At 55.4% G+C, this 25,428-nt stretch carries 36 protein-coding genes; 32 read left to right on the top strand and 4 right to left on the bottom strand.

Annotated elements, in window-relative coordinates; all coding sequences use genetic code 11:
• Positions 1-5: 5 nt before the first annotated feature.
• Positions 6-1,019 (top strand): toprim domain-containing protein, encoded by a 1,014-nt coding sequence (locus KDN35_RS16210; protein ID WP_212133286.1) that lies wholly within the window; start codon positions 6-8, stop codon positions 1,017-1,019.
• Positions 1,020-1,078: 59 nt separating this feature from the next.
• On the opposite strand, the gene KDN35_RS20265 is transcribed toward KDN35_RS16210, so the two are convergent.
• Both KDN35_RS20265 and KDN35_RS20260 read right to left on the bottom strand, forming a co-directional pair.
• Positions 1,079-1,324, bottom strand: a complete 246-nt coding sequence (locus KDN35_RS20265; RefSeq protein WP_212133264.1) for a helix-turn-helix domain-containing protein — start codon at positions 1,322-1,324, stop codon at positions 1,079-1,081.
• Between the two features lie 18 nt (positions 1,325-1,342).
• Positions 1,343-1,609 (bottom strand): helix-turn-helix domain-containing protein, encoded by a 267-nt coding sequence (locus tag KDN35_RS20260; protein ID WP_481752780.1) that lies wholly within the window; start codon positions 1,607-1,609, stop codon positions 1,343-1,345.
• A gap of 133 nt (positions 1,610-1,742) precedes the next feature.
• Between KDN35_RS20260 and KDN35_RS16195 the strand changes: the two genes are divergently transcribed.
• The 12 genes from KDN35_RS16195 (at position 1,743) to KDN35_RS16140 (ending at position 9,659) form a co-directional block, all read left to right on the top strand.
• Positions 1,743-2,345: a sigma-70 family RNA polymerase sigma factor gene (locus KDN35_RS16195; RefSeq protein ID WP_212133262.1), complete on the top strand. Its 603-nt coding sequence runs from the start codon at positions 1,743-1,745 to the stop codon at positions 2,343-2,345.
• Positions 2,346-2,555: 210 nt separating this feature from the next.
• Positions 2,556-2,732 carry a hypothetical protein gene (locus KDN35_RS16190; protein WP_212133261.1) on the top strand — a complete coding sequence of 59 codons (177 nt, stop codon included), beginning with the start codon at positions 2,556-2,558 and terminating at the stop codon, positions 2,730-2,732.
• The gene (locus tag KDN35_RS16185; protein WP_212133260.1) at positions 2,729-3,283 is read left to right on the top strand and encodes a hypothetical protein; all 555 of its coding nucleotides are present in this window, start codon (positions 2,729-2,731) and stop codon (positions 3,281-3,283) included. Before KDN35_RS16190 ends, KDN35_RS16185 begins: the two co-directional genes overlap by 4 nt.
• 139 nt (positions 3,284-3,422) lie before the next feature.
• The gene (locus KDN35_RS16180) at positions 3,423-3,824 is read left to right on the top strand and encodes a hypothetical protein (RefSeq protein WP_212133259.1); all 402 of its coding nucleotides are present in this window, start codon (positions 3,423-3,425) and stop codon (positions 3,822-3,824) included.
• Between the two features lie 7 nt (positions 3,825-3,831).
• Positions 3,832-3,969 (top strand): hypothetical protein, encoded by a 138-nt coding sequence (locus tag KDN35_RS16175; protein ID WP_212133258.1) that lies wholly within the window; start codon positions 3,832-3,834, stop codon positions 3,967-3,969.
• A gap of 47 nt (positions 3,970-4,016) precedes the next feature.
• A complete protein-coding gene (locus tag KDN35_RS16170; protein ID WP_212133257.1) occupies positions 4,017-4,745 on the top strand; it encodes a single-stranded DNA-binding protein in 729 nt (242 codons plus the stop codon).
• A gap of 18 nt (positions 4,746-4,763) precedes the next feature.
• A complete protein-coding gene (locus KDN35_RS16165; RefSeq protein WP_212133256.1) occupies positions 4,764-4,919 on the top strand; it encodes a hypothetical protein in 156 nt (51 codons plus the stop codon).
• Between the two features lie 12 nt (positions 4,920-4,931).
• On the top strand, positions 4,932-5,198 hold the full coding sequence (locus KDN35_RS16160) for a hypothetical protein (RefSeq protein WP_212133255.1): 267 nt from the start codon (positions 4,932-4,934) through the stop codon (positions 5,196-5,198).
• A complete protein-coding gene (locus KDN35_RS16155; RefSeq protein WP_212133254.1) occupies positions 5,182-5,580 on the top strand; it encodes a group I intron-associated PD-(D/E)XK endonuclease in 399 nt (132 codons plus the stop codon). The genes KDN35_RS16160 and KDN35_RS16155 overlap by 17 nt, the downstream gene beginning before the upstream one ends.
• A gap of 1 nt (position 5,581) precedes the next feature.
• Positions 5,582-6,634: a hypothetical protein gene (locus tag KDN35_RS16150; protein WP_212133253.1), complete on the top strand. Its 1,053-nt coding sequence runs from the start codon at positions 5,582-5,584 to the stop codon at positions 6,632-6,634.
• The gene (locus KDN35_RS16145; protein WP_212133252.1) at positions 6,631-9,441 is read left to right on the top strand and encodes a DNA polymerase; all 2,811 of its coding nucleotides are present in this window, start codon (positions 6,631-6,633) and stop codon (positions 9,439-9,441) included. Before KDN35_RS16150 ends, KDN35_RS16145 begins: the two co-directional genes overlap by 4 nt.
• Entirely contained in the window at positions 9,441-9,659 is a 219-nt protein-coding gene (locus tag KDN35_RS16140) for a hypothetical protein (protein WP_212133251.1), read from the top strand. Before KDN35_RS16145 ends, KDN35_RS16140 begins: the two co-directional genes overlap by 1 nt.
• Before the next feature lie 68 nt (positions 9,660-9,727).
• On the opposite strand, the gene KDN35_RS19980 is transcribed toward KDN35_RS16140, so the two are convergent.
• On the bottom strand, positions 9,728-9,976 hold the full coding sequence (locus KDN35_RS19980; protein ID WP_249179153.1) for a hypothetical protein: 249 nt from the start codon (positions 9,974-9,976) through the stop codon (positions 9,728-9,730).
• Here KDN35_RS19980 and KDN35_RS16135 point away from each other — a divergent pair, their 5' ends adjacent.
• The 13 genes from KDN35_RS16135 (at position 9,977) to KDN35_RS16075 (ending at position 20,371) form a co-directional block, all read left to right on the top strand.
• Positions 9,977-10,687, top strand: a complete 711-nt coding sequence (locus KDN35_RS16135) for a hypothetical protein (RefSeq protein WP_249179152.1) — start codon at positions 9,977-9,979, stop codon at positions 10,685-10,687.
• Positions 10,680-10,898 carry a hypothetical protein gene (locus KDN35_RS16130; RefSeq protein WP_212133250.1) on the top strand — a complete coding sequence of 73 codons (219 nt, stop codon included), beginning with the start codon at positions 10,680-10,682 and terminating at the stop codon, positions 10,896-10,898. Before KDN35_RS16135 ends, KDN35_RS16130 begins: the two co-directional genes overlap by 8 nt.
• Before the next feature lie 12 nt (positions 10,899-10,910).
• Complete coding sequence (locus tag KDN35_RS16125; RefSeq protein WP_212133249.1) at positions 10,911-11,618, top strand: crossover junction endodeoxyribonuclease RuvC; 708 nt, start codon at positions 10,911-10,913, stop codon at positions 11,616-11,618.
• Between the two features lies 1 nt (position 11,619).
• On the top strand, positions 11,620-12,249 hold the full coding sequence (locus tag KDN35_RS16120; RefSeq protein WP_212133248.1) for a beta clamp domain-containing protein: 630 nt from the start codon (positions 11,620-11,622) through the stop codon (positions 12,247-12,249).
• A gap of 137 nt (positions 12,250-12,386) precedes the next feature.
• Complete coding sequence (locus KDN35_RS16115; protein ID WP_212133247.1) at positions 12,387-12,611, top strand: hypothetical protein; 225 nt, start codon at positions 12,387-12,389, stop codon at positions 12,609-12,611.
• Between the two features lie 255 nt (positions 12,612-12,866).
• Positions 12,867-15,101, top strand: coding sequence for a ribonucleoside-triphosphate reductase, adenosylcobalamin-dependent (gene nrdJ, locus KDN35_RS16110; protein WP_249179156.1), 2,235 nt, complete (start codon positions 12,867-12,869; stop codon positions 15,099-15,101).
• A 313-nt stretch (positions 15,102-15,414) separates the two neighbouring features.
• Positions 15,415-15,888, top strand: a complete 474-nt coding sequence (locus KDN35_RS16105; RefSeq protein WP_212133245.1) for a dUTPase — start codon at positions 15,415-15,417, stop codon at positions 15,886-15,888.
• 118 nt (positions 15,889-16,006) lie between these two features.
• Entirely contained in the window at positions 16,007-16,576 is a 570-nt protein-coding gene (locus KDN35_RS16100; protein ID WP_212133244.1) for an HNH endonuclease signature motif containing protein, read from the top strand.
• Positions 16,577-17,093: 517 nt separating this feature from the next.
• Positions 17,094-17,834, top strand: a complete 741-nt coding sequence (thyX, locus tag KDN35_RS16095; RefSeq protein WP_212133243.1) for an FAD-dependent thymidylate synthase — start codon at positions 17,094-17,096, stop codon at positions 17,832-17,834.
• 45 nt (positions 17,835-17,879) lie between these two features.
• Positions 17,880-18,230 (top strand): 3D domain-containing protein, encoded by a 351-nt coding sequence (locus tag KDN35_RS20255; protein WP_212133242.1) that lies wholly within the window; start codon positions 17,880-17,882, stop codon positions 18,228-18,230.
• A 40-nt stretch (positions 18,231-18,270) separates the two neighbouring features.
• Positions 18,271-19,581 carry a hypothetical protein gene (locus KDN35_RS16085; protein ID WP_212133241.1) on the top strand — a complete coding sequence of 437 codons (1,311 nt, stop codon included), beginning with the start codon at positions 18,271-18,273 and terminating at the stop codon, positions 19,579-19,581.
• Positions 19,581-20,147 (top strand): AAA family ATPase, encoded by a 567-nt coding sequence (locus KDN35_RS16080; protein WP_212133240.1) that lies wholly within the window; start codon positions 19,581-19,583, stop codon positions 20,145-20,147. Before KDN35_RS16085 ends, KDN35_RS16080 begins: the two co-directional genes overlap by 1 nt.
• Positions 20,147-20,371, top strand: a complete 225-nt coding sequence (locus tag KDN35_RS16075; RefSeq protein ID WP_044899767.1) for a hypothetical protein — start codon at positions 20,147-20,149, stop codon at positions 20,369-20,371. The genes KDN35_RS16080 and KDN35_RS16075 overlap by 1 nt, the downstream gene beginning before the upstream one ends.
• 114 nt (positions 20,372-20,485) lie before the next feature.
• Here the strand turns inward: KDN35_RS16075 and KDN35_RS16070 are convergent, their stop codons facing one another.
• Positions 20,486-20,839 (bottom strand): hypothetical protein, encoded by a 354-nt coding sequence (locus tag KDN35_RS16070; RefSeq protein ID WP_212133239.1) that lies wholly within the window; start codon positions 20,837-20,839, stop codon positions 20,486-20,488.
• Positions 20,840-21,027: 188 nt separating this feature from the next.
• Between KDN35_RS16070 and KDN35_RS16065 the strand changes: the two genes are divergently transcribed.
• The 6 genes from KDN35_RS16065 to KDN35_RS16040 all read left to right on the top strand — a co-directional run bounded on the left by KDN35_RS16065 (position 21,028) and on the right by KDN35_RS16040 (position 25,409).
• Complete coding sequence (locus KDN35_RS16065; RefSeq protein WP_212133284.1) at positions 21,028-21,450, top strand: DNA N-6-adenine-methyltransferase; 423 nt, start codon at positions 21,028-21,030, stop codon at positions 21,448-21,450.
• On the top strand, positions 21,450-21,881 hold the full coding sequence (locus KDN35_RS16060) for a sigma factor-like helix-turn-helix DNA-binding protein (protein WP_212133238.1): 432 nt from the start codon (positions 21,450-21,452) through the stop codon (positions 21,879-21,881). The genes KDN35_RS16065 and KDN35_RS16060 overlap by 1 nt, the downstream gene beginning before the upstream one ends.
• Positions 21,878-22,669 (top strand): hypothetical protein, encoded by a 792-nt coding sequence (locus tag KDN35_RS16055; RefSeq protein ID WP_212133237.1) that lies wholly within the window; start codon positions 21,878-21,880, stop codon positions 22,667-22,669. Before KDN35_RS16060 ends, KDN35_RS16055 begins: the two co-directional genes overlap by 4 nt.
• Entirely contained in the window at positions 22,666-23,295 is a 630-nt protein-coding gene (locus tag KDN35_RS16050) for a hypothetical protein (RefSeq protein WP_212133236.1), read from the top strand. Before KDN35_RS16055 ends, KDN35_RS16050 begins: the two co-directional genes overlap by 4 nt.
• 558 nt (positions 23,296-23,853) lie before the next feature.
• Positions 23,854-24,663 (top strand): hypothetical protein, encoded by an 810-nt coding sequence (locus tag KDN35_RS16045; RefSeq protein WP_212133235.1) that lies wholly within the window; start codon positions 23,854-23,856, stop codon positions 24,661-24,663.
• A gap of 524 nt (positions 24,664-25,187) precedes the next feature.
• Positions 25,188-25,409: a hypothetical protein gene (locus KDN35_RS16040; protein WP_212133234.1), complete on the top strand. Its 222-nt coding sequence runs from the start codon at positions 25,188-25,190 to the stop codon at positions 25,407-25,409.
• The last annotated feature ends 19 nt before the right edge of the window (positions 25,410-25,428 follow it).

The raw sequence follows: 25,428 nt of genomic DNA, 5'->3' as shown, positions 1-25,428 counted from the left end.
AATCGATGAGAATTGACGTTCGCGCCGAACTCGAAGCTTTCCCGTGGAAACGCGCCGCCTGGACGCTGGACAAGATCATCGCAGCCTCCCCGTTCCGGTACGACAGCACACCGTCCTTCTACGTATGGTTGCGCGACAACCCGGTAACTGGCGCTCGCGCAGGCGATTGGGGCGATTACGGCGCGGCCGACCCGGAATACCGACGCGGTGGCTTCGTCAAACTCCTCGCGTTTCTCCGTAACGAAACGGAAGAGGAGACGCGCGAGTACCTGCGGTGGAAGTACGGGGACGGTCCGGTCGCGGCCGATGCCGAGTCGTTAACGCTGGACCTGTCGGGAGTTCTACGTTTGCCAGAGCGCAAGCAGCCGTTGGACCCACGAATCCTAAACGAATGGGATCGTGAACATCCATACTTGTGCCTACGCGGAATAAGCCCGGAGATACAGAAGGAAATGCGCGTTGGGTACGATATAAAGAGTAAAGCGATTACAATTCCGTGGTTCCTTCCGGACGGTTCGCTAGCCAACGTGAAGTTCCGTCGGGTATCGGAGAAAACGTTTTGGTACGTCAAGGGCGGCTGGCCTCTTCGCGAGCTTGTTTACGGAATAGACGCAATCTACCGAAAACGAGCGAAGACGGCCGTACTGGTCGAGGCGGAGATTGACGCGATGTACGTCATGACGGCGGGTTTTCCGGCGGTTGCGGTTGGAGGATCGTCTTTTAGCGACGAGAAGGCGGAGTTGTTGCGGAAGAGTCCGATAAAGGAACTGCGGATCGCGACGGACAATGACGAGGCGGGCGAGCGGTTGAAGGCGCAAGTGATCGAGAAGATGGCGGGCTATTGCGAATTGTATGACGTGGGGTTTCCGGGGACGTACAAAGATGTCAACGAGATTACGGATTTGGACGAGTTGCGGGGGTATGTTGAAGCAGCGAGGTCAGTCAGATGGTACAAAATCCCTCTTTTGTCGCAACAAGTCGACAAGTCTCGCGGGACAGCTTCGACATATCTCTGTTAAAATATTCTTCACCATGTACCCCAGATTTGGGGTACAAATTGCCCGGAGTAGAACGAGGTCTACTCGTCCATGTCCCTGTTGTCATCCGCCTGCGGAACCCATTCCCATTCCCACAGAACGTCAATGCTACAGCCACAAAATTCTGCGATATCCTTCTGGGTGTTAAAGGGGATAGGCCGTCGATTGTTTGCCCAATCATTGACGCGTTGCCTGGATACCCGCAGCCACTTAGCTAAAGCGATCTGTGTTCTCTTTGCTTCCTTGAGGCGGCGCTTCAACAGGGACTTCCGGGCTACATACGGCATCGGAAGTACCTCCGCTGATTAATCTGGCTTAGTTGTATTTGGGACGTCGCCTTCGAACTTTATCTCCACCACCCTTTCTATAGGTACTTTAAGGTAGCAGCAGACCCGATCAACAATGTCTAACCTAACTGTCTCGTTCTTGGCAAACTTAGCCACTGTACCAGACGAAAGTTTGCATTCCCTGACAAGATCAATGAGCTTTACGTTTTTAGAGTCTAAGGTGCGGAAGAGGGGCTCATAGCTAATCAAAACCAAATTCACCTCCACGCATTCACAAAACCGCATTCACAAACATAGATATGAGGTATATAATTACATTATACCCGAATCTTACGAGGTAATAAAAACAAAAAAAATTTCGCCAAGAGTGCACGAAACTACGAAATTGCATCGGTATTAATAGTGAAGGGGTGAGACGATGGATACAAACGCGCTAGTATTCAAATTCCAAGAGACAGGAAACTCGGAGGTGTTCAGGGAACTATATGACAATTTGAAGCCCATCATTGAAAAATGCAAAAGATACTACATCAGCCGTTATAATTTGGATGAGCACGATGTAATCTCCGAGGTCAACGTTTCAGTATGGACCGCTGCTAGATCATTCAAGGGAGGTGACTTCGTAGGTCTACTAAGACAAAGAATACGAAGTAGGATCATTGATCTAATCAGAAAGGTCCACAAGCCGTTGACTGGAGAAGATGAATGCAGCTATCTCCAAATTCCTCTCGATGCCGCCACCATCGAGTTGGGAGAAGACTTCCATCGACAAAGGCCACAAAGCACTGAAGAAGTAGCAATAAAGAGAAGAGACCAGCGCCACCTGATCTCCTCTCTCGTCGCCAAGTCAGACGACTTCACGAAAAAGGTTGTTCGAATGCTTCCGAGTTATGACTCGCCTACTGCTCTCGCCACAGAGCTCGGGGTGAATCACTCGAAAGTCATTCGAGCGTTAGATAGGCTCCGCCGAAGTTATGACGCCACCAGGTTAGGCGAACTGAGCGACTATCTAAGCGCTTAATACGCTCCGAGGGAACTGGAATAACGGCGTTTAGGCGTTACGTCGTTATTCCGCCCTCACTTACAGTATAACCAACGTTGATAAGCGTAATCAACCCAATGTAGGATTTTTCCAATACAGTAAACTACAATAACAATAATATTAGTTTGGCACAATTTTGTCAAGCGTATTTGTCGCGCCCAATTATCGAAAAACAACGGAGGGATCACGATGTCTCACGCGTTTTATATACGAAATCGCTACGTGAAAGTTTCGCAATTTGACGTTTACGAACGGTTCATCTACGGAGAATGCGAAGGCACCACGCTCGACTACGATTTGGTCACGGGCGGTCGCGAGCGTCCTCGACGCGGAAAGCTGCGGATTACGGGGGTGAGGCTCGCATGACCCTCGCAGCCGCCGCCAGCCCGCAGTTCACCGGCAAAATCACGGTCACCCAACACGCGATCGACGAAGCCGTTAAGGACTTCCGTGTTCCGCGTCAGACCGCCGAAGAGTGGATTCGGTCGAACCTGCGCAAGGCCCGGTTTATCACGAACACGATCTCGGAAGAAGGTAAGCCGTCGCGCCTCTTCGGTTACCAGCGGATCGCCTTCGTTCTCGCACCGGAAGAAAACGTCGTTATCACGGTCTACCCAGCGAATCCAAAGGCGTTCCTGCGCGAAAAGGTCAACGCCCTGGTTACGCGGGAACTACGCAAGATCGAGCGGCGCGAGCGCGTGTTGGAGCGTAAGATCGCGCTGACCAAAGCGGAACTCGAAATCGAGAAGGCGCAATTGCAACTCCGGCTTCTCCGCGCCAGATCGACGGCGACGAAGCTCGCGTGCCAAGCGCGCATTAACGCGATTAACGAATACTTCACGCAACTTGACGCGGATTTGCTCGCGGTTAAACACGAGAAGCGAGCGGTTGCGAAGACGGTGGTTGCGTACTTATAACGGAAAATGCCGACCATTCCGCGTCGGCAGCGTAGTATCAACGTACGGAACGGGACTGACCCGTGACGGTTGGTGCTACGCCGCGGGCGCGGGAAATTCCGGCGTCCGAAACGAGAAAATCCGTAAAGGAGCGATGTGGATGGAACTCGTTATGCACGAAGGCAAGGCGTACAAAAGGGTGGCGCGACACGCGAAGGATGGCGACCAGTTCGTCGTCTACATCGGAAACAGCCCTCATCTTACCAACGGAAAGGTGTATGCAATCAGCCGTTTTGACGTCCACGGTGATCCGCAAGTCATTGACGACGATGGCGATGAGTACGACCTTTGCGACCCTGACGATTACCATGTTCTTGAACCGGTCGGTGACGACTCAATCGTATTACTCTCCGTTACTCCACCGGCCGAGAAGACCTACACGATTTCCGTAAAGGACAGCGCGTTGGCCGTCATTGAGCGCATTTTGGGACTCGCCAGTCCCTTCGATGAGGAAGCGACCAAAATTCGCAAACTTGTCAAGGAAATCCGTAAAGGAGCGTGAGCGAACGATGGCAAAACGCAATCGAAAACGCAAGGACCGTCAGCCTCCGCAGTTCAAAATGTACCAGGTGTTCCGCGTTAACAAAGTGCCGGACGGTCCGTTGGGCGACCGGCTGATGACGTGGATGTTGCGCGATTACAGCTAAGGCTAACGTGTCGTAACGAAAACTAACGAAAAGGAGCGATTTGTACGATGAGTATTCGCGAAAAATTGAAAGAGCGCGAAGAGGCACGCGACAAGGCGGCGCAAGGTGCTGGCGGCGGGATCAATGCGGGCTTGCCGGAGGGGGTTACGCGCTACGTTAAACTCGGTCAGGAGTTGAAAGACGGGAAGACGTTCGTGCCCCTCGCGGAACCTGACATGTGGTTCTTCTACTACGTGCATGAGGACGGAGACTTCGCGACACGTACGCAGCACGTTCGAAAACATACGTGTCTGCATAGTCCGCACGCCGCACCGGCATCGAAAGAGGAGTCGCCGGACCTGTTCGACCAATACGTGAAGCCAAACGGCTCCGTATGCCTGTCGTGCCGCGCGAAGGCCAAACGGAAACTCTACTTCATGCTGCCGGTGTACGATCCGGAGTACAAAACGTGGCGCGTCCTCGATTTGAAGGAGTTTCACGCGGGCAAGTTGATCGACGACTACGACAAACTCGAAAAGGCCGCGAAGAAGTTCAACAAGGACTATTCGCTCGTAGGCGACGCGGTGGTCATCCGCAAGACAGCGGACGGCAAAACGTATTCGATGGAGTCCGGAGAACTTGACGAGGCCGTACTCGAAGCGGCCCGCGCATTCATCGGATCACCCGAAATCAATTACGAGGAACTCGCGAACTTCCGCGACGAGGCCGATATTCGAGAGATTCTCGAAAAGGCAACGGACGGTCACGTTGACAAGTCGGTGCTGCTGAATTTCTAACGGCAAGGAGGCGGGTAAATGGCGGTAACCCTGGTATCTATCGTTTACCTCGCGGCCATTTACGGAATCGCGTGGGTGGCCGAGAAGATTTTGGACATGACGGAGGAGGACGCGCGATTTTGGGCGCTGGCGAGTCAGGTCGCGTTCGTATCCGCGAAACTAATTCTATCGTAAGGAGGCGTCCACATGGCGCAAGTAACGCAACGCGAACGCAAAATCACGCTCGCGATTAACGTTAACAAAGCGGATGAACTCCCGCAGACTGCCGACCACATCCGCGATTTCCTCGACGCGATCGACGCCGCGAACGAATATGACGTCGACCTCCACGTCGGCGTTAACGCGCCGCAAGAGGACGATAGGCAGCCGATCGGATTCGGGACGCATGCGGTAGGGCCGACGGTCGAAATCGAGTTGGATGACGAGGAGGAACCGGATGGCCTCGGATACTAACAAGCGTGGAACGCACGCCGAGCTCGTCGCCATGACCGCGTTGCTGGCGGCGGGCTACGAGGTGGCCGAACCGGTCGCGGCGGAAACCTACGATCTTGTCGCGAAGGAGCCGGGCACGGGCGAGTGGCGGACGTTCCAGGTGAAAACGCTGCGTTACCGCGACGATAAGGGCGGGGCGGGCGGCTATTACGTGCTAAACGGGACGCGCAATAACGGCGAGACGTACGAACCGGGCGCGGTCGACTATATGATCGGCGTGCTTGGTAACGTGTGCTATCTCGTTGAGTGTACGGGGCAGTCCGAGTATTGGGCGGCGGCGGACGCGATTGACGGGAAGTGGCGGAAGCTGACAGTAAATATGAACGAAGCGGAGGCGGTTTAGTATGGCGGACATGGCGAAGATTCATACGATTGACGGCGTGCATTATCGGGAGGTAGTGCGTAAGGTACGTGATGGTGACCAATATATCGTTCCACTAGAAAGTCGCTGGGACCTCACGAGAGGAAAAGCGTACAAGGTTACGGGCATTGATTCGTGCGGCGACCCAGAATTCGTCGATGATGCTGGCGACCCTCGCGCATGCCTTTCGGAAGGCGAATACGTCGTCCTCGAACCGGTAGCCGTCGACCTGTCCGCGATCGAATCCGAACTGGCCGCGATGAAGGCGAAGGTGGCCGAAATGGAGCGCCAGTTGGCGGAGGTCAAAAAGGGCACGCCGGAAGATCGGTTGAAGGTCGGGGATTATGCGAAAGTCGTTTCCACGAAATACTTTACAATGGACGGCTTTAAGGTGGGGGAAATTGTACAGGTCATTGAGAGTCCCTACGGCGATGACGATTGTGATTACAAAATACAGCGTATTGACGGCAGACGTACGGGATATGCGCATAAAGAGCGTGGCCTGATTGTCCGCGCCACCGACGAAGAAGTCGCGGAGGCCAAGCGGAAACTGATTCAGCCGGGTGTTTACGTTAAATTGCAAATTCCGGACGGATCATGGCCGCGATACGGTTGGGGCGGCGCCAGGAACGGAGACATCGGAAAGGTGGCGAGCCGTGATGGAGATAAAGTTCGCGTGGACTTTCCGGCACAATCCGGATGGAAAGCGCTGATCCACGAACTCGTCCTGGCAACGGAAGAGGAACGCAAGAAGGAGGAAGAAGCTGACCGTAAGCGAGAAGAGTCCGAAAAATGGGCCGCGATCGGACGGAAGCCTGGCGAGTTTAAGGTCGGGGATGTCGTGAAGATCGCGAAGTACCAATTCGGTCACGCGAAAGGTTCAATCGTTGAGGTGACGGAAGCGTACGGTAGTTTTGTCAAGGTGAGCGGAATTCACAGAGGAACACTCTGCACGTTCGACGCCGATATAGATTGCGTTGAACTCATCGCTCCCGTCGAGTCCGTCGTCAACCTGCGCGGTGGTGACGTAGCGTGAACGTAACTCTCCGTTTGAATCTCCGTTCCCCGACCGCAGAAGACAGCGAAAAGAAGGCGCGAGCAGCAGAGGCTCAACGGAAGAAGGGCGCGGCTGAAACGGTCGAGCAGGCGTGGGAGCGGGTCGGCGCGATGAAACTAACGGATAAGGAACGCGAGCTATACGAGGCCGCACGCGAGGCTTTCTTCTCCGGAGCGATAGGCGGGCTACCGGACGGAAAGCTGACGAAAGCGTGGGTGCTCGCGCAAGGGGCCGCCGTCATGCGCCAACGTGACGAGGCCCTCCGCGAACAGCGGATACGCGACCTTATCGCGAGCAAGCCGGGGAACTACCGGATTATAACGGACGATCGCGACCTTTCCCGGATGGTCGAGCGGTTGAACGAGGAGGTCCGGCTGCAACAAGACGACCCCTGGTTTCGCAAAGTGTTTGGGCTGTTCAATGACACGCACATCCGGCGCAAACTGCTCTCGCGAGGCATCGAAATCCCGTTAATCTGCTCGTTTACCGCATGGGACACGGAGACGTCCGGCGTGGATAAGATGATTGACCTGTCCGGCGGCTACTCGTTCTGGCTTCCGTTACTTGACGAAGGGTATTACGTCGCGTACGGACACCTGACGGGCGAGCGTCAGTGTACGCGGTCGGCGGCGTTAGAGGCGGTGCGACCTTTCGTTGAGGATGCGCGGCACGCCAAGACGTTCCACAACGCAGAGTTCGACTTATCGATCCTGTTAAACGACGGGTTGCAACCGCGAGGCGTCCGATACGATTCCGCCGACGCGCAGTTCATCCTCTACGATCACGAAGAGTCGTACAAATTGAAACTGCTCGTCACCAAATATAAAGCCGCGATCAAGCAGATGTTCGGAATCGAGTTCGACGACCTGACGTTTGAGGACTTGTTCGGCGATACCAGTCCGATGCTGTATCCGGTAGAGCCGGTCGGCATCTACGCCATCCGAGACGTCCACAAGGGTTGGTATCTGACGCGCTGGCAAATCGAGATGATGCTCGCGCACGACAATCTCTACCGGCCGTATTTCGAGATACGCCAATACCTCCCGGAAGTAAACGTGACGATCGAGCGTACCGGTTTCAACGTGAACCTGACGAAACTGGCCGCGTTGGGCGATGAATACCGGCCGAAACACGAGGCGGCGCGGAAAGCCCTGTTTGAAGCGTACAAGATTGACGACGACTTCCTTTACGCGATGTCGATGAGACTCCGCGGAGAAAAGATCGAGAAGTGGTGTAAAGAACAAGAGCAGCGAATCAAGAGCCGCCAGGAGATGATCGCGCGTTGTAAGCAAGAACTCGCGACCGCGAATCCGACAACGAAAAAGTACGCGGAGTTACAGGAACGGTTGCGTAGGTACGAATCCGAGGAGTTGCCCGCAGCGATCCCGCAGAACGCGCCGGACTTCATCCACGAGTTCAACCTATCATCGAACGATCACGTCGCATACTTGATTTACGACCATCTGGGTATCCGCGACCGAACGAAAGAGATCGTCAAGGACAAGAAGAAGGAGCGTGCGGTGTCGGCCGACGTGTTGCAACGGTACTTTGACGAGGAGCCCGCGCTCGCTCCTCTCGCCGAATACGCCAAGTACGATAAGCTGCTCGGCACGTATATCGACAAGATACCGGAAGCACTCGACGTTGACGGGCGGCTGCATACGCAACTCAGGACGGTTTCGACCGGTCGTTACGGGTCCAGCGGCTATAAGGGCAAGCCGAATCACGTTAAGCCCGCGCAAGTAACGGACGAAAACTACCTATCCGTAATGAAGACGCTTGTCGAATGCGAGGAGCGCGTGAGCAAAGGGACCAACGTTCAAAACATCCCGTCACGCACCGAAGAAGGAACACGCGTCCGCATGACGTTCGAGCCCGCGCCCGGGTACACGTTCCTGGGCAGCGACTTGTCGTCGATCGAGCCGCGTATCCAAGCGCACCGTATGGCGTCCGAGTTCGGTGACGAGATATTCGCGGAGATGTACCGTAAGGGGCTCGACCCTTATGTAGAGTTTGCAGCGATTCTTTTCGAAGTCGCGCGGGAACTATGCGAAGAAAAAGCGTACAAGGCCGGGATTGCCTCGGTTCCCTACCGCAAGCTGATGAAGGATATGTTTCTCGCGGAAGGGTACGGTCAGGCCGTTGAACAGTTCGTGAAAACGGCCGTAAAGCGCGGTGTATCCGAAGAGGCCGCGAAACGGGCTTACACGAAGTTCGACGAGGTGCTTCCGGGGTTCAAGCGCATGGTTGAAACGACGTTCGAGCACTTGCGGAAGCATGGATGGGTCGCGACATTGTGGGGTCAAAAACGGAGGTTCCCGCAATATGTAGCGCAATGGAAACGCCTTTGCGTGCTAATGAAAAAGGCGGGAATCAACGGCAAAAACGATCCAGACCTCGGCAAAAAGTCTCGCCGCCTCAGTCGCGAAGAATGCACGGAGTTCTGGCAGCTTATCCGCGAAACGGGGCGCGCCGAGCGTCAGGCGTTTAATCATACGATCCAGGGCACGGGCGCTAACATTCTGCAACTCTGCATGATCCGAGCGTATTACGAGTGCGTATTGGCGCGTGGTTGGGAGTTCAACTTGACGCTACACGACGAGTTGAAGTTTAGCGTCCCCAACGAGCAAATGACGCCGGAAGCAACCGCGCTCCTGGACGACATCATGACGAACACGGTTGAATTGCTTGTGCCGTTGGCTTGCGATACCGTAATTGAGCCGTGTTGGATGCGCGAAGTAAAACCGGAAGACTGGTTCAATACCGAAGAGGAGGACGATGATTGATGACGGAAAAAGTGCTCGCGTATATCGATGAATTAATCGATCGCTACGACGATCCTGAAATGACGGAGAGCGAGAATCCCATGGATGACAGCGGCGGAAACTTTGATGACGCCTACTACATGGGAATTGAATACGGCAAAATGCACGGAAGGTTGGACGCTCTGCGAAAGGTGAAAGAGTTTATCCAAAAGGAGGCTGATGCCTTATCTCAACAGTAACGGAACGCGCACGCAAGATCGAGCGTGAGTTCGCGGAGCAGCTCGACGCCTATTACGCCTCACCCGCGTCAGGCTTCCACGACAACGCGATCACGCGGAAATTCTACGAGCAGAAACTTCGCTATCTCACGTTTAAACCGTACCCTGACGACGGGCTCGTAACGTTCGGCGCGTCCGGCACGGATAAATGCGACCTGGAAGTGTTCTTCCGCAATCAAAAGGTGAAGCCGCAAAAGTCCGATGATCTCCCGTTTCGGGGCCGCCAACGCCGCCAGGGCAGCGCGATAATCGAGTACGTACAGCTCGACCTCGTTCACATGCGGAAACGACTCGGTGATCGCGCGAAGTTCACGGTACTAGAAGACGCGTTTAAGGGCGAGTGGATGTTCGAGGATGCCGCGCAGCAACGCGTAGTGATCGAGTACGACGGCGTTAGGTTCGCAATCACAGCGAAACCGGACGGAATCCTGACGTACGCTGACGATGATTCGCGCCTCCTGTTCGAATACAAGACGAAGGCGACCGGCATCCGCGCCATGAACTCGAAGCTCGACTATGGCGGGCCGCAGGCGGACCACTTGCGACAGGTGACGGCCGAATCGCTCGTGTTCGGGATTCGCGAAGGAATCCTCCTGTACGAATCGACGCAAAAACCGTCGTGGTTCTCGGACGAAGATAACGCGAATGTGACGAAAGGCGCGAAAACATGGCGCGATGGAACGCCGATCCCGGACATTCGACCGTTCTACTTCTACGTAACGGACGAAATGCAAGAGGCGCTACTGCGTGATCTCGCGCGCCAAGCCCGCATTGTATACGAAGGCGAAAAGCCGGACGTGACCGCGGACATGACGAAGAAATGCGGATTCTGCCCGTACTTTGGTGGCCATTGTCAAGCGTCACTCAGTGCGGAAAATCTGGCGGAGCTTCAAGCGGTTGAGGCGCGTATGGCTCGGTCGAGTCTCGCGGGCAAACAGGATCACCGTAGCCTGCGGAATTATCTCGCGGAGGTGCCCGTCAATGCCTAACGTCTCCTACGAGTTTATCGACCAGTTCGACGAAATGGACGATGAAATCCGCAATCTCCGCGCCTCCGCCCGCGTGGCCGCCGACGACCTCCGCCAATTGGCCGCGACGCTGCACACGGTTGACCACGAGGAGATTTACGATGCGCTCGTCGATATTGCGCGAGCACTCGAAAGGGACGCGGGGATATATCGGAAGGAGGACGCGGAGTGACGTATACAGTCGTTGGGTATTGTCCGATGTGCGGAGCGCCAATTTACGGGCCACAAGTCTGGCACGGAATTATGCCGCCTAAGGTCACCAGGTCGTGCGCGTGTTTTCCACCACCAGGGTACCAAAATAAAGGGCCTTGTTATTGTACGGGCGCGTGCAAGGGACGGGAGGTGCCGGATAATTTCGAAGGTTACAAAGGATAAGCCGAAGCGTTACCTCGGTCTTGACCTCTCGTTATCCTCGCCAGGATTCGCGGTAATCGAGGTCGCCGACCGCAAGCCGCGCCTCATCACGACGGCGCACGTAAAAACAGGGTCTGACGACCCTCAGGCGCTGCGTTACGAATTGATCGAGGCGTTCGCGCTCCTGTTCCTGCGCGAGCAACTTCGGGCGGGTCCGGTTGAGGCGATCGTCCGCGAAACGTGGCCGCCAGCGCGAGACTACCGGCAGAACGATAAGATTCACGGGGCGTGGTCGGCGGTCGACCGGGCGCTCTCGCGGTACGGTTGCGAAGTTAACGTGAATCTGACACCAACGACCGTAAAGAAAACGGTGACCGGCAACGGCAAAGCGGAGAAGGCGGAAGTGGCCGCGGCGGTCCGGAGGTTGCTCGGGTTGGCGGAGGATTACCGGTTTGCGACCGATGATGAAAGCGATGCGGCGGCCGTGGTGCTGGCGTATCTCATCGGCCAAAACTTGATTGACGTGAAGGAGCGATAGGATGACTTTAACGGTACACGAACGTTATGCAATCGCGATGAAACACGCGAAAAAATTCGTAAGCACATTAGCGTCACGCCCAATTCTCCAGGGAGTGTTTCACGCTCCTGACGGCTCGTTGGCAATGACGGATTCGCACCGTTTGCTGCGAGTGGAAAACGCGCATGACCGCGCGGAGCCGATCGTCCTCAACGCGAAAACAAACGCGCCGATTGACGGTGTATACCCGGATATTTCTCGCGTGATTCCAACGAACTTTCGCGCGGAGTATACGTTGAGTGGAAATGTTGACGAGGAGTTGGCGAAATGGATTACCGCGCATGAAGTTGCGGTTAAGATTGGGGATAAGAAGCAGCCTGTCGCAGTTTTCTCGCTGACTAGCGCTGGACTTTCGTTGGAGGCCGCGAATAGCGGCGGGAAGTACCGGTTTGATCCGAACGTCGCGGCTACCGGATGCCTTGATGAATTTACGGTACACTACAACGCCAAGTACGTGTTGGACGCGTTGCTCGCTATTCGAGACTTTAAGCCGCGCTCAGTGTCCGTTAAGTTCGCGGGGAATGTAAGCCCGTTTGTGTTCGAGACGGATAACGGGGTGTTGGCGCTGATTCTTCCGATTAGAACGGTTTAGGAGGCGGTATGAATGGCGACTTGTCCAAAATGCAACAAATACTTCCGCGAGCCGGAGGACGAACGTGGCGAGCATGATTGTCCGCGTTGCGGATATTCTCGCGAATGGGACGATTATGGAATCGAGGAGGGTGAATGATGAAGCAGGCGTTCGAATGGATTATCGCGTGGTTGGTTGCTGGCGTGCTCGTCATCACGCTATGGTTCGCGGGCATCTCGATAACAGCATGGCTCGTTTCTACGCTCGTTGAATACCTGTTCGCGGTCGATTTCGGATTCTGGAAGGCGTTCGCGGCGATCGTTCTACTCCTCGTTATCAGTAACGTAGCATTCAGCGGTCTGCGCCGCGCGAATACGAAATGACCCGCCACTTCGACGACTGGAACGCGCCATTCCCCGTCCGCAATCTCCGTTACTTATGGCAGGAACTCACGGACCTCAACCGGAGAATCGCGCTGTACGAACGCAGGCTTACGCAATTAACCGCGCAGCGTGACGAGATTAGGCGTGCGATTTACGAACTAGAACGTGATATAGCGAAAAGGAGCGGTGGAATTGACGAATACCCGACTACTGACCGATGAATTTATCGCGAAATACCCGGATGCACCCGCGCACATGAACGAGTTGGCGACGTTTGTGTTCTACCGGACGTACTCGCGTTGGCTGCCGGATAAAGGGCGGCGGGAAACGTGGAAAGAAACGTGTCGCCGAGCGGTCGAGTATAACGTCGGGTTGGCCGCCAAGCATTACGAGAAAATCGGGTATGCCGTGCCGTGGGACGAATTGCGCGCGGAGGCCGAGGCGCTGTTCGATAACATGTTCAACCTGCGGCAGTTCCTGAGTGGCCGGACACTTTGGGTGGGCGGCGCAGAAGGCGGAGTCGCAGATAAGTACCCACTCGCTAACTTCAACTGCTCGTTCATCAACATCCGTTCGTGGTCTGACCTCGGCGACCTGTTCTATCTCCTGCTCGTAGGCACCGGCGTCGGATTCAAATGTACTCGCGAAATGGCCGCCAACCTCGCGCCGATCCGCACGAACGTAACGCTCATTAACGCGCCTTACGAGCCGGTCCCGGTCCACCAACGCCTGGAACGGACGCGCATTACGGAACTGGACAACGGGTACGCGAAGATTTACGTCGGCGATTCGAAAGAGGGATGGGTCGAGGCGCTGCGCTACTACTTCGCCATCCTGACGGAACCGCGCTATGGACACGTCCATACCGTGAAAATCTCGTACAACAGCGTGCGACCGAAAGGCGAGCGGCTGAAAACGTTCGGGGGCACCGCGTCAGGTCACGAGCCCCTCGCGGAGATGTTCGCGGGGATCGACCGCGTGTTGAAGAATCAGATTGATCCGACGTTGGAACCGTTGGAAGTAGTGCAAACGTTCGATTACGAGCGAATGGAGCCGACATCAAAAGGCTATCGCCAGGTCCGTCCGATCCACGTTCTGGACATCGGTAACCTCATCGGTGCGAACGTAGTGGTCGGGGGCGTACGCCGAACCGCCGAAATCTTCCTATTCGATGCGGACGATTACGAGTGCCTGCTCGCTAAGTACGGAATCAACGGGATTTGGACGGAGGAGCAGCTCGCACAACACCGGAAGGTTCGCGCCATGTTGGAGGCGCGCGGTATCTGTCCGCAATGGATGTACGAGATCGACAAGATCGGAGACGGTCGTTTCGGATTGGATCACCGTCGCATGTCGAACAACTCTATCGCGTTCGAGACGAAGCCGAGCCGCGAGTTCCTCAACCTCGTGTTCGAGATCATGCAGCTTGAAGGGGAGCCAGGCGTGGTGAACCTCGAAGAGGCGCGCCGCCGACGTCCCAACGCGGAGGGCCTCAATCCCTGCGCGGAAATTTTGCTCGATTCGTACGGCGTCTGCAACTTAACGACGGTCAATCTGATGCAATTCGTCCGCGAACGGGAGGACGGCGCGAAATACCTCGATATTCCCGCGCTCCTAGACGCGCAACGCCGTTCCGCCCGCGCCGGACTGCGCATGACTCTCGTAACACTTGAATTACCTCACTGGGACGCGGTTCAACAGCGCGACCGTCTGCTCGGAACTTCGCTAACTGGCGTTAAAGACGCGCTGGCAGCCGTCGGTTACTCCGAAATGCAGGAGCGCGATCTCATCGAGTTGCTCGGCGCAGTCGCACGGCAAGAGGCGGACAAGTACGCGAAAGAACTCCGCGTCAGCGCGCCACTCCTCGTAACTACCGTAAAGCCCGAAGGCACGCTTTCGCAAGTCGCCGGTGGCGTATCGTCCGGCCTCCACTGGTCGCACTCGCCATATTACATCCGCCGCATCCGCATTAACGCGGCCGACCCGTTAGCTCGCGCCGTCATCGATCTCGGATGGCCGGTACATCCCGAAGTCGGCACGCCAGGCGAAACGCACGAAGAACGGATGGCGAACGCGCGAACGCTCGTCATCGACTTTCCGGTAGCGTCCGGCGCGACGCGAACGAAAGATGACGTGAGCGCTGCGGAACAGTTCGAGACGTACTTCCGGTTCCAGCGGTATTACACCGAGCACAACTCGTCGAACACGATTACGGTACGCCCGCACGAATGGCCGGAGGTCGAACGGATCGTGTACGAGAACTGGGACGATTTCGTCGGCGTATCGTTCCTCGCGCTTGATGGCGGAACGTATCAACTCGCGCCGTACGAGGCGATTACGCGCGAACAGTACGAGGAGTTGAAAGCGCGGATGAAGCCGTTTGATCCTGCGGTGTTGCAGCGGTACGAGACGGACCTGGCAACGTACGAGAAGGCGCAGGAGGAAGTGTCCGCGATGACGTGCGAAGGAGGGGCGTGTACGATTCGATGATTTCGGATCGCAACATACCGTGGTATCACAAACTGTGGTTCTACCCGTTGCTTCTCATACTCGCGGTATTCTCGCTTGTTAGACGTAAATAACCGGGAGCGCCCCGCGCGCTCCTACCGGCTCCGGCCGAAATCCTAACGGAGGTGGTAATGTGAAGGTCATCCTTTGGCTTTTCGCGATATATTGGTTCGTCATTTTCGCGGCATTTCTTTTCGGCTATATCCCAGACTATTGGACTATCGGAATTGCGCTGCTTCAATCTGCATTCCTCTTCGTAACCCAAGCGTTAGACACACGATAAGGAGGCGCGCCCATGTACAGCCTAACGCAAGAACAACGCGATCTTATCGAGTGGTTGCGCGATGGCGAGCGGATTAAGACGAAGATCGAACGGAGGGAGCCTGTGACGCACGATAAGCTCGACGCTATTTTCGATATGCAATACGCGCTGGACCAACGGATTATCGATGAACGCGGGATCGAAAAAACAACGGAAGAATGGGTACTCGGCCTCACTATCGCGATGGAAGACGAGATTGCCGAAGTTCGTTCGCTGATCAACTGGAAATGGTGGAAGAACCCGAAGGAAATCGATTATACGGAACTGCGCGGCGAGGTCATCGACTTGTGGCACTTCCTCGTCAGCCTATCACAAAAGGTCGGGCTGACTGCGGATGATGTGTATCGCGTGTATTGCGAAAAGAACGCGGAGAACCACGCGCGCCAGGACGGGACGAGTGAGAAGAGAGGCTATGAGGTGATCTCTTATACCCAGACCGAAAAGTAAGCCTGATGTTCTCGTTAGCTGCGAGGTTTGTGGCAAAGAAGAGTTTATTCCACATTATCGAGCAAAAAGATACCGAACTTGCTCCATAACTTGCCGGGCTGAGTTATCTTCTAAGACATTGTCCTGCAAGGTCGAAATCACTTGCGAGATATGCGGCTCCACTTTTTATGTCAAACCGTCAAGTCGCCAGAGGAGAAAGTGTTGTAGTCGCAAATGCAGCGCGGAATATAGAAGACGACTCTATGCGGGGGAAGGAAACCCAAACTATGGAAACCGTTTGGAGAAATGTGCGGCATGGAAGGGCGGTCGGAAAATATCTAACTACGGATATGTGTTGATATATCTACCGGATCACCCGAACGCAAGGCCAGACGGCTACATCTTCGAACACAGACTGGTAATGTCGAACTACCTCGGTCGACCGCTACGAGATGACGAGATTGTCCACCACAAGGACGGTAACAAACTCAACAACGATATCTCGAACCTAGAGATAACGACTAGGAGTGCGCACACCGCACTGCACAATCAAGAAAAGGAAATCATTAGGAGTAAAGATGGGAGGATTGTCACTGTGATTCCAAAATTCCCACAAGCAACTTTCGAGGTGGTCGACGAGTTGAGCGATACGGAGCGCGGGGCTGGCGGATTTGGGAGTAGCGGAGTGCACGCGGAGGTGGGCGAGTAATTGAGTGCGACTCCTCTCTCACACAGGATCGGCGAGAGGTTTGGTTATCTTGTGGTTATAGACTCTTATCGTAAAGAGGTCAACGGAAGACGGCGAGGGATGTTGAGAGTCAGATGCGACTGCGGCACCGAGAAAGACGTCCTTGCTCACAACGTACTGCAAGGACGCACAAAGTCATGTGGTTGCAAAACTAGCGGACTAAAGGGTTGGAACTTTAAACACGGATTGCACGATACTCGAATTTATCAAATTTACCAAGACATGAAAGGGCGCTGTTTGAATCCAAATAATCGCAGGTATCACAGATATGGCGGTCGGGGGATTTCGGTGTGCGAAGAATGGCTTCGGGATTTTATGAACTTCTATAACTGGGCCATGCAAAACGGATACCGTGACGACTTGACAATTGAGCGAATAGATAATGACGGAAACTACACTCCCGATAACTGCAAATGGGCAACGATGGAAGAACAATTGAAGAACAGAGACTTTTCGAGGATGGGGAGGAAATCAAAGAGTGAAAGTCAACCTGCTGTCAGCTAGCGAGATTACGCGCGATTTTTTTCAACAGCTTCCACAAGAGCTGCGCGATCTGTTGGAGTCAGGCGCAATTACCTCCCGGCAGGTGATTGCTCTAACTGCAATAAGAACCTGCTATAGCGCAGCGAAACCGAGTGAAATAGTGGCGAGTGAGTGGGGCAAATACTTCACCCAGGATGCAACCGACGGAGGAGAAGGCAAGGAGTCCGACAGGCTTTTCCGTCACATTGTGAACAGCGGGCACACCTCTACGCTAGAATCCATCTCGTATACGTTCGCAATCGAAGGCATCAGCCGCGCATGCCTGGCTCAACTTACGCGCCACCGTGTAGGCTTCTCGTTCAGCGTGCAGAGCCAACGGTATGTGCGGTTCGGCAGCGGCGACAAGACAAGCGGGTTTGATTACGTTGTTCCTGACACGGTAAAAACGAGTCGATTTACAAGGGAACGATATGAATCCGCGATGCAAACGCTACAGGAAACGTACGATATGCTCCGCGAGTTCGGAGTTCCCGCCGAAGACGCCCGCATGGTCCTCCCGAACGCCGCCGCGACCAACCTGACGATGACCGCCAATCTCCGGGCTCTCCTCGATTTCTACGGCAAGCGCCGGAAGGGGCGCGGTGCCCAATGGGAGATCGCGGAACTCGCGGAGCGCTTGCGCGAAGAGGTAACGCGCGTCGACCCGTGGACGGCCCCGTACTTCGACGCAGTGTAACGAAAGGAGCGCGCAACCATCGCAACCATCACGCTAATCCACGCATTGCTCACCGCATTCTCGGTCGTTACGTCCGTACCACTCGCAGAAACGGAGTTATACGAAGTTACCGCGTACTCGGTTGGCGATGATTTCACGCCAGGCCACGGAATCACCGCATCCGGCGCACGGGTCCGCGAAGGTATAACGGCCGCCTGCCCGCCAGAGCTACCGTTCGGCACGCGCGTCCATATCGAAGGCGTTGGCGAGCGCGTTTGCCTCGACCGTGGCGGCGCGATCAAAGGGCGCAGGCTGGACGTGTATATCGCGGACCGCTCGGAGGCACTCCGGTTCGGGCGGCGGAAGTTGAGCGTAACAATCTGTGCGAAATCGGAAATCGAACGTTTAATTCGGTAGAAGGCGCATGACGCGCCATAAAAAACGGGAGGCTGATCGGATGAGCAACGCAAATGTAACGGTTCTGACGGATGAAAACGGTGTGCTGCGGGAGTATCGCGAGGTCAGGCGGAAGGCGAACGTGGGGGAACGGATTAAAGTCATAGATGACCGAAAAAGAGGCGATCATGATTTCGAGTTAGGGGAGATACTTTATGTCATCCACGACAATCGGTGGCCTAACTCCAACCCGAATGGCGGCGTATCCGTGTCTGAGCACTTCCAGAAGGCCCGCAGTAAGTTCGAGGGTCGCGGGATTTACAACGACCGATACGTAGTCCTTGAGCCGACCGACGTCGTGATCATCGACGGCGTACGGTATCGCGAAGAACGGCGGAAGGCGCGCGTGGGCGAACGAGTGTTGATTACGCACGGAGACGATAGGCGCCCCGATTTATACAAAGTAGGCGATATCGGTACGGTGACTGGCGAGGACGAAGACGACGGATACGGTCCGAAAGTAAAGTTTAGCGATGGCAAGGAGTGGTGGGTTGGGCACCGCAACGGAAAAAGCAAATGCGTCGTAATCACGCCAATTAGCGAAACCCATACGAATGCTCTCGCCGATTTACAATCGGAAATCGCTTCGCTCAAACGCCGCGTAGCCGAGTTGGAGGCGCGATTAACTCCGGCTACGATCAGCGTCAGTATCCCGCAGGTAACCGTCAACGGGACGGTCGATGACGTGGCCCAGGCGGTCGCGGACGCGGTGAAGTGCGAGCTAACGAAAATGAGCGCGCAAGAGTTCGTTTCTCACGCGGAAGAACTCTTGGGGCTCACGAAGTCACCGCAACAGCTCCGCGACGAAATCGTGGAACGGGCGAAACGGGATGTAGTGGGGTTGGCGAAACCGCACTGGAACGGGTCTGGCGATCTCGTTTACGCGATTCACCCGTTTTTGTACACAGCAGAGTTCGTTGTGAACCGGGATAAGAGGACGGTGGTTTGCTTGTTACGACAATACTCGCGAAACAATGGGCACCCGGTTGAGCGTCGCGGCATCGCCAAATGCGCTCCTGACGACTGCTTCAACGTTCACATCGGGAAGGCCATTGCGTTGCGCCGAGCGTTGGGTCTCTCGGTGCCTAACGAATACTTGAACGCGCCGCAGCCGACAGAGGTTCGCGTTGGGGACGTTGTAAACGGTAGCGGGCTTTTCGGAGCTTACACGCCAGATAAAACATTCACGATCACGGCGGATCGCGGTGACAATTCGTTTAAGTATGCAGAGCGTCCGTCTGATTGGATTTACCGTCATCAAATCGGAAGAATTATCGACGACTCCCGCGAAGAAACGGAGGTGTTCGCCTAATGACTGCGCCCGTCAAAATCGCTCTCTGCGGCCGTATGCGATCGGGGAAAGACTCGGTCGCGGCGTACTTGATCGAGAAACACGGATTCGTCCGATTTGCGTTCGCCGACGAGTTGAAGCGGATTTGCCGTGAGCTCTTTCCGGATCGGTTTGCGGATGGCTCCAAGCCTCGTACACTCTTACAAGGTGTCGGGGTGGCGATGCGAGAGTTCGATCCGGACGTGTGGGTCAACGCGTGTATGCGCCACATACAAGACACGCGCGATTACCTCGTTTCCCCGATAAACGTCGTAATCACTGACCTACGTTTTCCTAACGAGTACGAACGCCTCCGCGCGGAAGGCTTTGTCATCATCCGCGTGAACGCATCGCTGGAAACGCGAATCCAACGCATGATTGACGCAGGCGACGCGTTCACGGCGGCCGACCTCGAGCACGAAACGGAGCGCCATATCGACACGTTCGCGGTCGATTACGAGATTGATAATAACGGTAGCCTGGCGGAGTTGTACGCGCAGGTGGACGAGATTATGGCGGACATTTTGCGAAAGGAAGGCGATACGTAATGGAAAAGGTGACGGCTCGATTTAAGGTCGTGGAGTACCGACCAACACGCGGAGGAGCGCGGGCAATCATTGAGGATGAGAACGGTAACCGCTACTCGATGTTCGCGTCAGAATTCTTCAAAATTCTGAACGGTTTTGATCTCGGAAACATGACGATCGTTAAAACACGTAAAGGAGAAGCGGTAGGATGGCGGAGGGCCAACGCGAAGGAGGCCGCCGAATGACGCTGACACCCGACGACCCCCGCTACTGGTACGAAATGGGCTACTTTTACGGGCGCAACGACGCGCTCGACGGCCGTCCGTATGACGCCAGGCTACCGCACGAGCGCGCTGATCTCACGGATTCAACAGGTCCTCACGGCGGAACTGGTGCCACCCGTTCCACGTCTGAGGAATCCGCAGATAGCGGCCTGGCTTGAGATTGTACTTGCGAACAAACCCGGCAACGGACGCACAATAGCGTTTCCCATCGAATACGACGAGCTTGCCGTCACCGCTTATCTCGCCCGGAACCGCGATCCCGATGTTGCCATTATCGGGGTCGTATCCGAGCAGCGCGTGAAACGGCTGGCCCGGCGTAATGCCCAACGTATGAAGGAGCGACCTGTTAAGACTGATCCTACCGAACTTGTCCACGAAGATGAACGGCTGAGACAACGGTTGGTAACCCGTATAAATCTCGAAAGGCATGCGTATGACCTCCGTTTTTACTACGAGTATACCACGGAAGGAGCGATTTGTATAACGTACCAACTTCGCAACGCAACGGAATCGAGCGTAATAGGCGAACGCTTGATTCCGGGAACGGGCACTCCCGATGGTCGCGAGGAAACGAGCGCCAACGGCCATAAGGAGGCGGTCGTGTGAATACAGACGTAATGTTTTCGTCCGCGACGGATTTGTGGCCGACGCCACAGGACTTTTTCGACGAACTCAATCGCGAGTTTCACTTTACGCTCGATCCGTGCGCGACACACGACAACGCCAAGTGTTCAACGTACTTTACGAAGGAAGACGATGGTCTGGTACAGGAATGGGCTCCTCATACTGTTTTCATGAATCCGCCGTATGGACGCGAGATAAAGCGGTGGATGCAAAAAGCATACGAGGAGTCGTTAAAAGGCGCAACGGTGGTTTGCCTCGTTCCTGCGCGTACAGATACCGCGTGGTTTCACGATTATGTTTACGGAAAAGCGGAGATCCGATTTGTTCGCGGGCGCCTCAAATTCGGCAACGCGCAAAACTCCGCACCGTTCCCGTCAATGATCGTGATTTACCGCGGCAAGAAGGAGGAAGTGTAATGGGCGTCTGCCGAGTAGACACAGCGAAAGGCCACCGCGAACTAGCGGTACGATACGCACTGAACGACCGTGACGGAGTAGATGCGCTCCTCTCGGACGTCCACCGGTTGGGCGCGCGCAGGTTCGAGCGCGGCGACTACGCGGCCAGCGACGTGCTGATCGACCTGGACCGCGCGATAGAGGCGGCGCGATTAACGCCGCGCCAACGGGAGGCCCTGCGCCTGTACTATATCGAGGACATGACGCTAGAGGACGTGGGGGCCGCGATGGGCCTCGCAAGCGGACGGAAGCGCGCGAGTCGGCTCGTGATTACCGGGTTGAATCGGATTGCGGCGGTATTCAGCCGGTGGAATTACGGCGAATTGACGCGGATTCAACAGTGGGAAAGCGCGACCGCTGGCGCGGAAGTGAACGAGGAGGAGATTGCTTGAAACATATCGTGATGTATTCGGGAGGAATCGGAAGCTGGGCGGCGGCTAAACGCGTCGTCCAGAGGTACGGTAAGGAGAACGTAATCCTCCTGTTTACGGACACGTTGATCGAGGACGAGGACTTGTATCGGTTCCTCGACGAAACGGCTGCGGAAATGGGATGCGAATTCGTTCGAATAGCGGATGGTCGTACGCCTTGGGAAGTTTTTAGGGACGTACGATTTATCGGAAATTCGCGGGTCGCTCCTTGCTCCCACAAGTTGAAGCAAGAGGTGTCGCGGAAATGGATAGAGGAGCATTTCAAGCCCGATGAATGCGTGATTTATCTCGGAATTGACTGGACGGAAGCACACCGAATCGCTGCACCGAAGAAGAACTGGCTCCCGTATCGCGTGGAGTTTCCGATGGCCGAAGAGCCTTACGTAACGAAAGAGGAGATGCTCGCGGAGTTGGAGGCGATCGGCATTCGTAGACCGCGCTTGTACGAAATGGGTTTTGCGCATAACAACTGTGGCGGATTTTGCGTACGAGCCGGACAGGGCCATTTCGCGAACCTTCTCAACAAGATGCCGGAGCGATTCGCGGAGCATGAGGCAAAGGAAGAGGAGATGCGCCAGTTCCTCGGTAAAGACGTGTCGATCCTCAAGCGGACAGTAAAAGGTGAAAAGCAAACCTACACACTACGCCAGTTACGAGAAGACATCGAGCGCGACCAACAGATCGATATGTTCGATATTGGAGGATGCGGGTGCTTCGTCAACTACGATACCGAGGAGGCCACCGAATGAAACGAAAGTCTAACGATACAACAACGAAACACTTCCGCGGCCAAGCGGACTACAAATCTGCCTTCTCTGCGGCCGTCACCGAATTCATCGCGAACATGATCTCGCCAGAACTCCGCCAACTCTACGAAAAGAAACGCGAAACGGAGCGTGCTGACGATACGGATGGCCTCGCGCGAGTTAACGCGGAGATCATGCGACACCGCACCGAACGGTCCCGCGCAATCAACGCGCTCATCGACGAGTACATCGCGTCGACCGGTGAGCGCCCGGACGGGACCGAGTTGGAACGGTTGGCGAACGCGGTGTTACACGAGGAGTTGACGGACCCGTCCGTTTGGAAAGCGAAACACGCGGAGTATCCGTTCTTTAGCGAGATTCAGCTCGAACGCCGGACGAACCGCGATGATCGCGAAGAGGCCGCCAGTCTCGAAGCCACGGACGGCAAGTGCTACCGCAAGCCTACGCGAAGAAAACGGAGCCCGAAAGAGAATGCGTTCATGGATCGGACGGTGAAATCGCGGAACAAACAACGGCGCGAACAGTATCGTAAGGATACGCGGCCGGGCGAAGTCGTTACGTATAACATACGAGAACTAACGACTAATTCCGATATTTTTGCGCTATAAAGGTGAGAATTCCGCAAGGGGCTATTTCGCCTTAAAGGCTCCACGCCAATTTCGCCGTAAAGGCTTGCGCCGATGATTCCGTTTGTCCACGAGGCAGCCGGATGAGGCGCGCAGATCATACAGCGCCCTTAGCGGCCATAAAACGGAGTCTGCTGCGGCTGGCTCCGGTTCCGCCGGTCACCACACGTATGCGACCGTCAGCGCACGGGCCGTAGCGCCCCGCGCAGACGGGGCTTTCGCGCGGTTGAAGTCGTCCCCTGCCGCTGATTAGCGGAAAATCGCGCAACCAATACGAACCCAAACGGAAGTACTCACGTATCGCATTCTTCGCCCTGTCCGTAGCATCCAGCGCGTTCGCTGACGGCGGTCCCGGTTGGTAATCGCGTAAGCTAACGGCTCGCTTCGGCGGGCCCCGGCGTTGGCGTTCCGAAATCTTAGCGATCCGGCGCGGATTACCTACGGGTGCCGGGCCACTTTTCGGGACGCGAACGCTGGGATATACGCAAGAGTCGCCGTTAATTCGGCGGCTTTTTCATTTTCATAAGGAGGCGTTGTGACATGGCGGAAAATCCGCGCGAGTCGAACGAACTAATCGAATCCCTGGCCGCGCTTGAACACGAACAGTGGATAGCGTGGTCAAAAGCGGTAGCGCACGAAGTTTCCGAAGACCGTCGTAAGAGATGGGAAACGTATTGGGTGCCGTATAACGATTTGGACGAGGACGTCAAAGAAAAGGACCGCGAATGGGCGCGTAAAGTTGCCGAGGTACTCGTACCGGATAATGGCGGAATCAATGCGCCAACAACCGGAGTCGGCCCCGGACGAGACATCACGCTCCGCCTCAACGTAGACGTATCGGACGCGCTAACGGGATTGAAGGCGCTCCGGCGCGAGGCTGACGCGGCCACCAGAGCGTTAAAGCAGTTAGCGGAGGCAAAACGGGGAATTAACGGTAATTTCTCGGAATGGGACGTATACATCGACCATATCCGCGAGATTGCCGGAAAGCACTATCGGTCGCGGGACATCAATTATCGCGTGTTCAAAGCGATATGGGACGCGAAGGATTGCGGCAATCAAACGGTCACCTATCGACGGGGCGAGGGCGCAACGACGAGCGCGGTCGCCGCGACCAAGACGTTCGATTCCGCGATTATGATCGTTCCGACGAGGGACCTTCGGAATCGATTCCGCGAACAATTCGATCTCCCGCACATCTACACGATCGAGGATGTACGCGGTTGGGCATTCCGCGACATTGATACGGCTATTATCGATGATGCCGTTAATGTAAGCGGAGAACTGCCAGAACACATCCGCGTTGTTTCGCTGATGCTGGAGGTTGGCGAGAAGATTCCGAAACGATAACGCAGGCTAAACGAGGGCTCCTGACCTAACGGTTGGGGGCCTTATTTAGGTTGCGTTTAGGCGCGGCAAATTGCTGCGCTCTTTAATTTTCCGTGAAGGGGAGCGATAAGTTGACGTTAGATGAACTGTACGCGGAGGCAAATCGGTTATGTCGCGAGCATTGGGGCGTAGAGTTTACCGGTAGAATCGAGTTAGTCAAACGACCCTGGCGGCGTTATAACGGAATATGCCGATACAATAAATGTCTTACTCCGAGTGGAGTCGAGTGGGACGTCGCAATCATCATGAGTGAGAAGCGCAACGCCGAAAGGACGCGCGAAGAAGTACTTGGCACGTTACTGCATGAGCTAGTCCACTGGCGGCTATTTACCGAAGGGCTAAAACGCGGCGGGCTACAGTACGCCCGAAGTATCGCTCGGGACGATTCGCCGGAATTTGTCCGGGAGTGCCAGCGCGTCGGTGCTCCGTTTAGCCACACGGTAGCCGCGCAGAAAGCAGCGAAACGATACGGAGGTCAACGATAAATGAACACAATTAACGAAGCTCACGCGGCCAATTCCCGTGAGTTTTTCTATTGCTACTCGCCGAATTTGCACGAGTTCTTGAAGGCGCGGGGCCAGCGGTATATCTGCTCGGGCCTGCACGAAAAGACACTCCGCAAGTTCTGGCAATACCGGCGCGACGAGCGGCTGAACGGGCTGCTCGCGGAGTATGAGCGGAACAATCCTAACCAGGCGCGCCAGTGATGCGACAGCGCACGTTAAA

The organism is Brevibacillus sp. NL20B1, from assembly GCF_018195675.1.
Lineage (GTDB): Bacteria > Bacillota > Bacilli > Brevibacillales > Brevibacillaceae > Brevibacillus > Brevibacillus aydinogluensis.
Note: the sequence above shows the minus strand (reverse complement) of the source record. Positions and strands in the feature narration are given on the sequence as shown.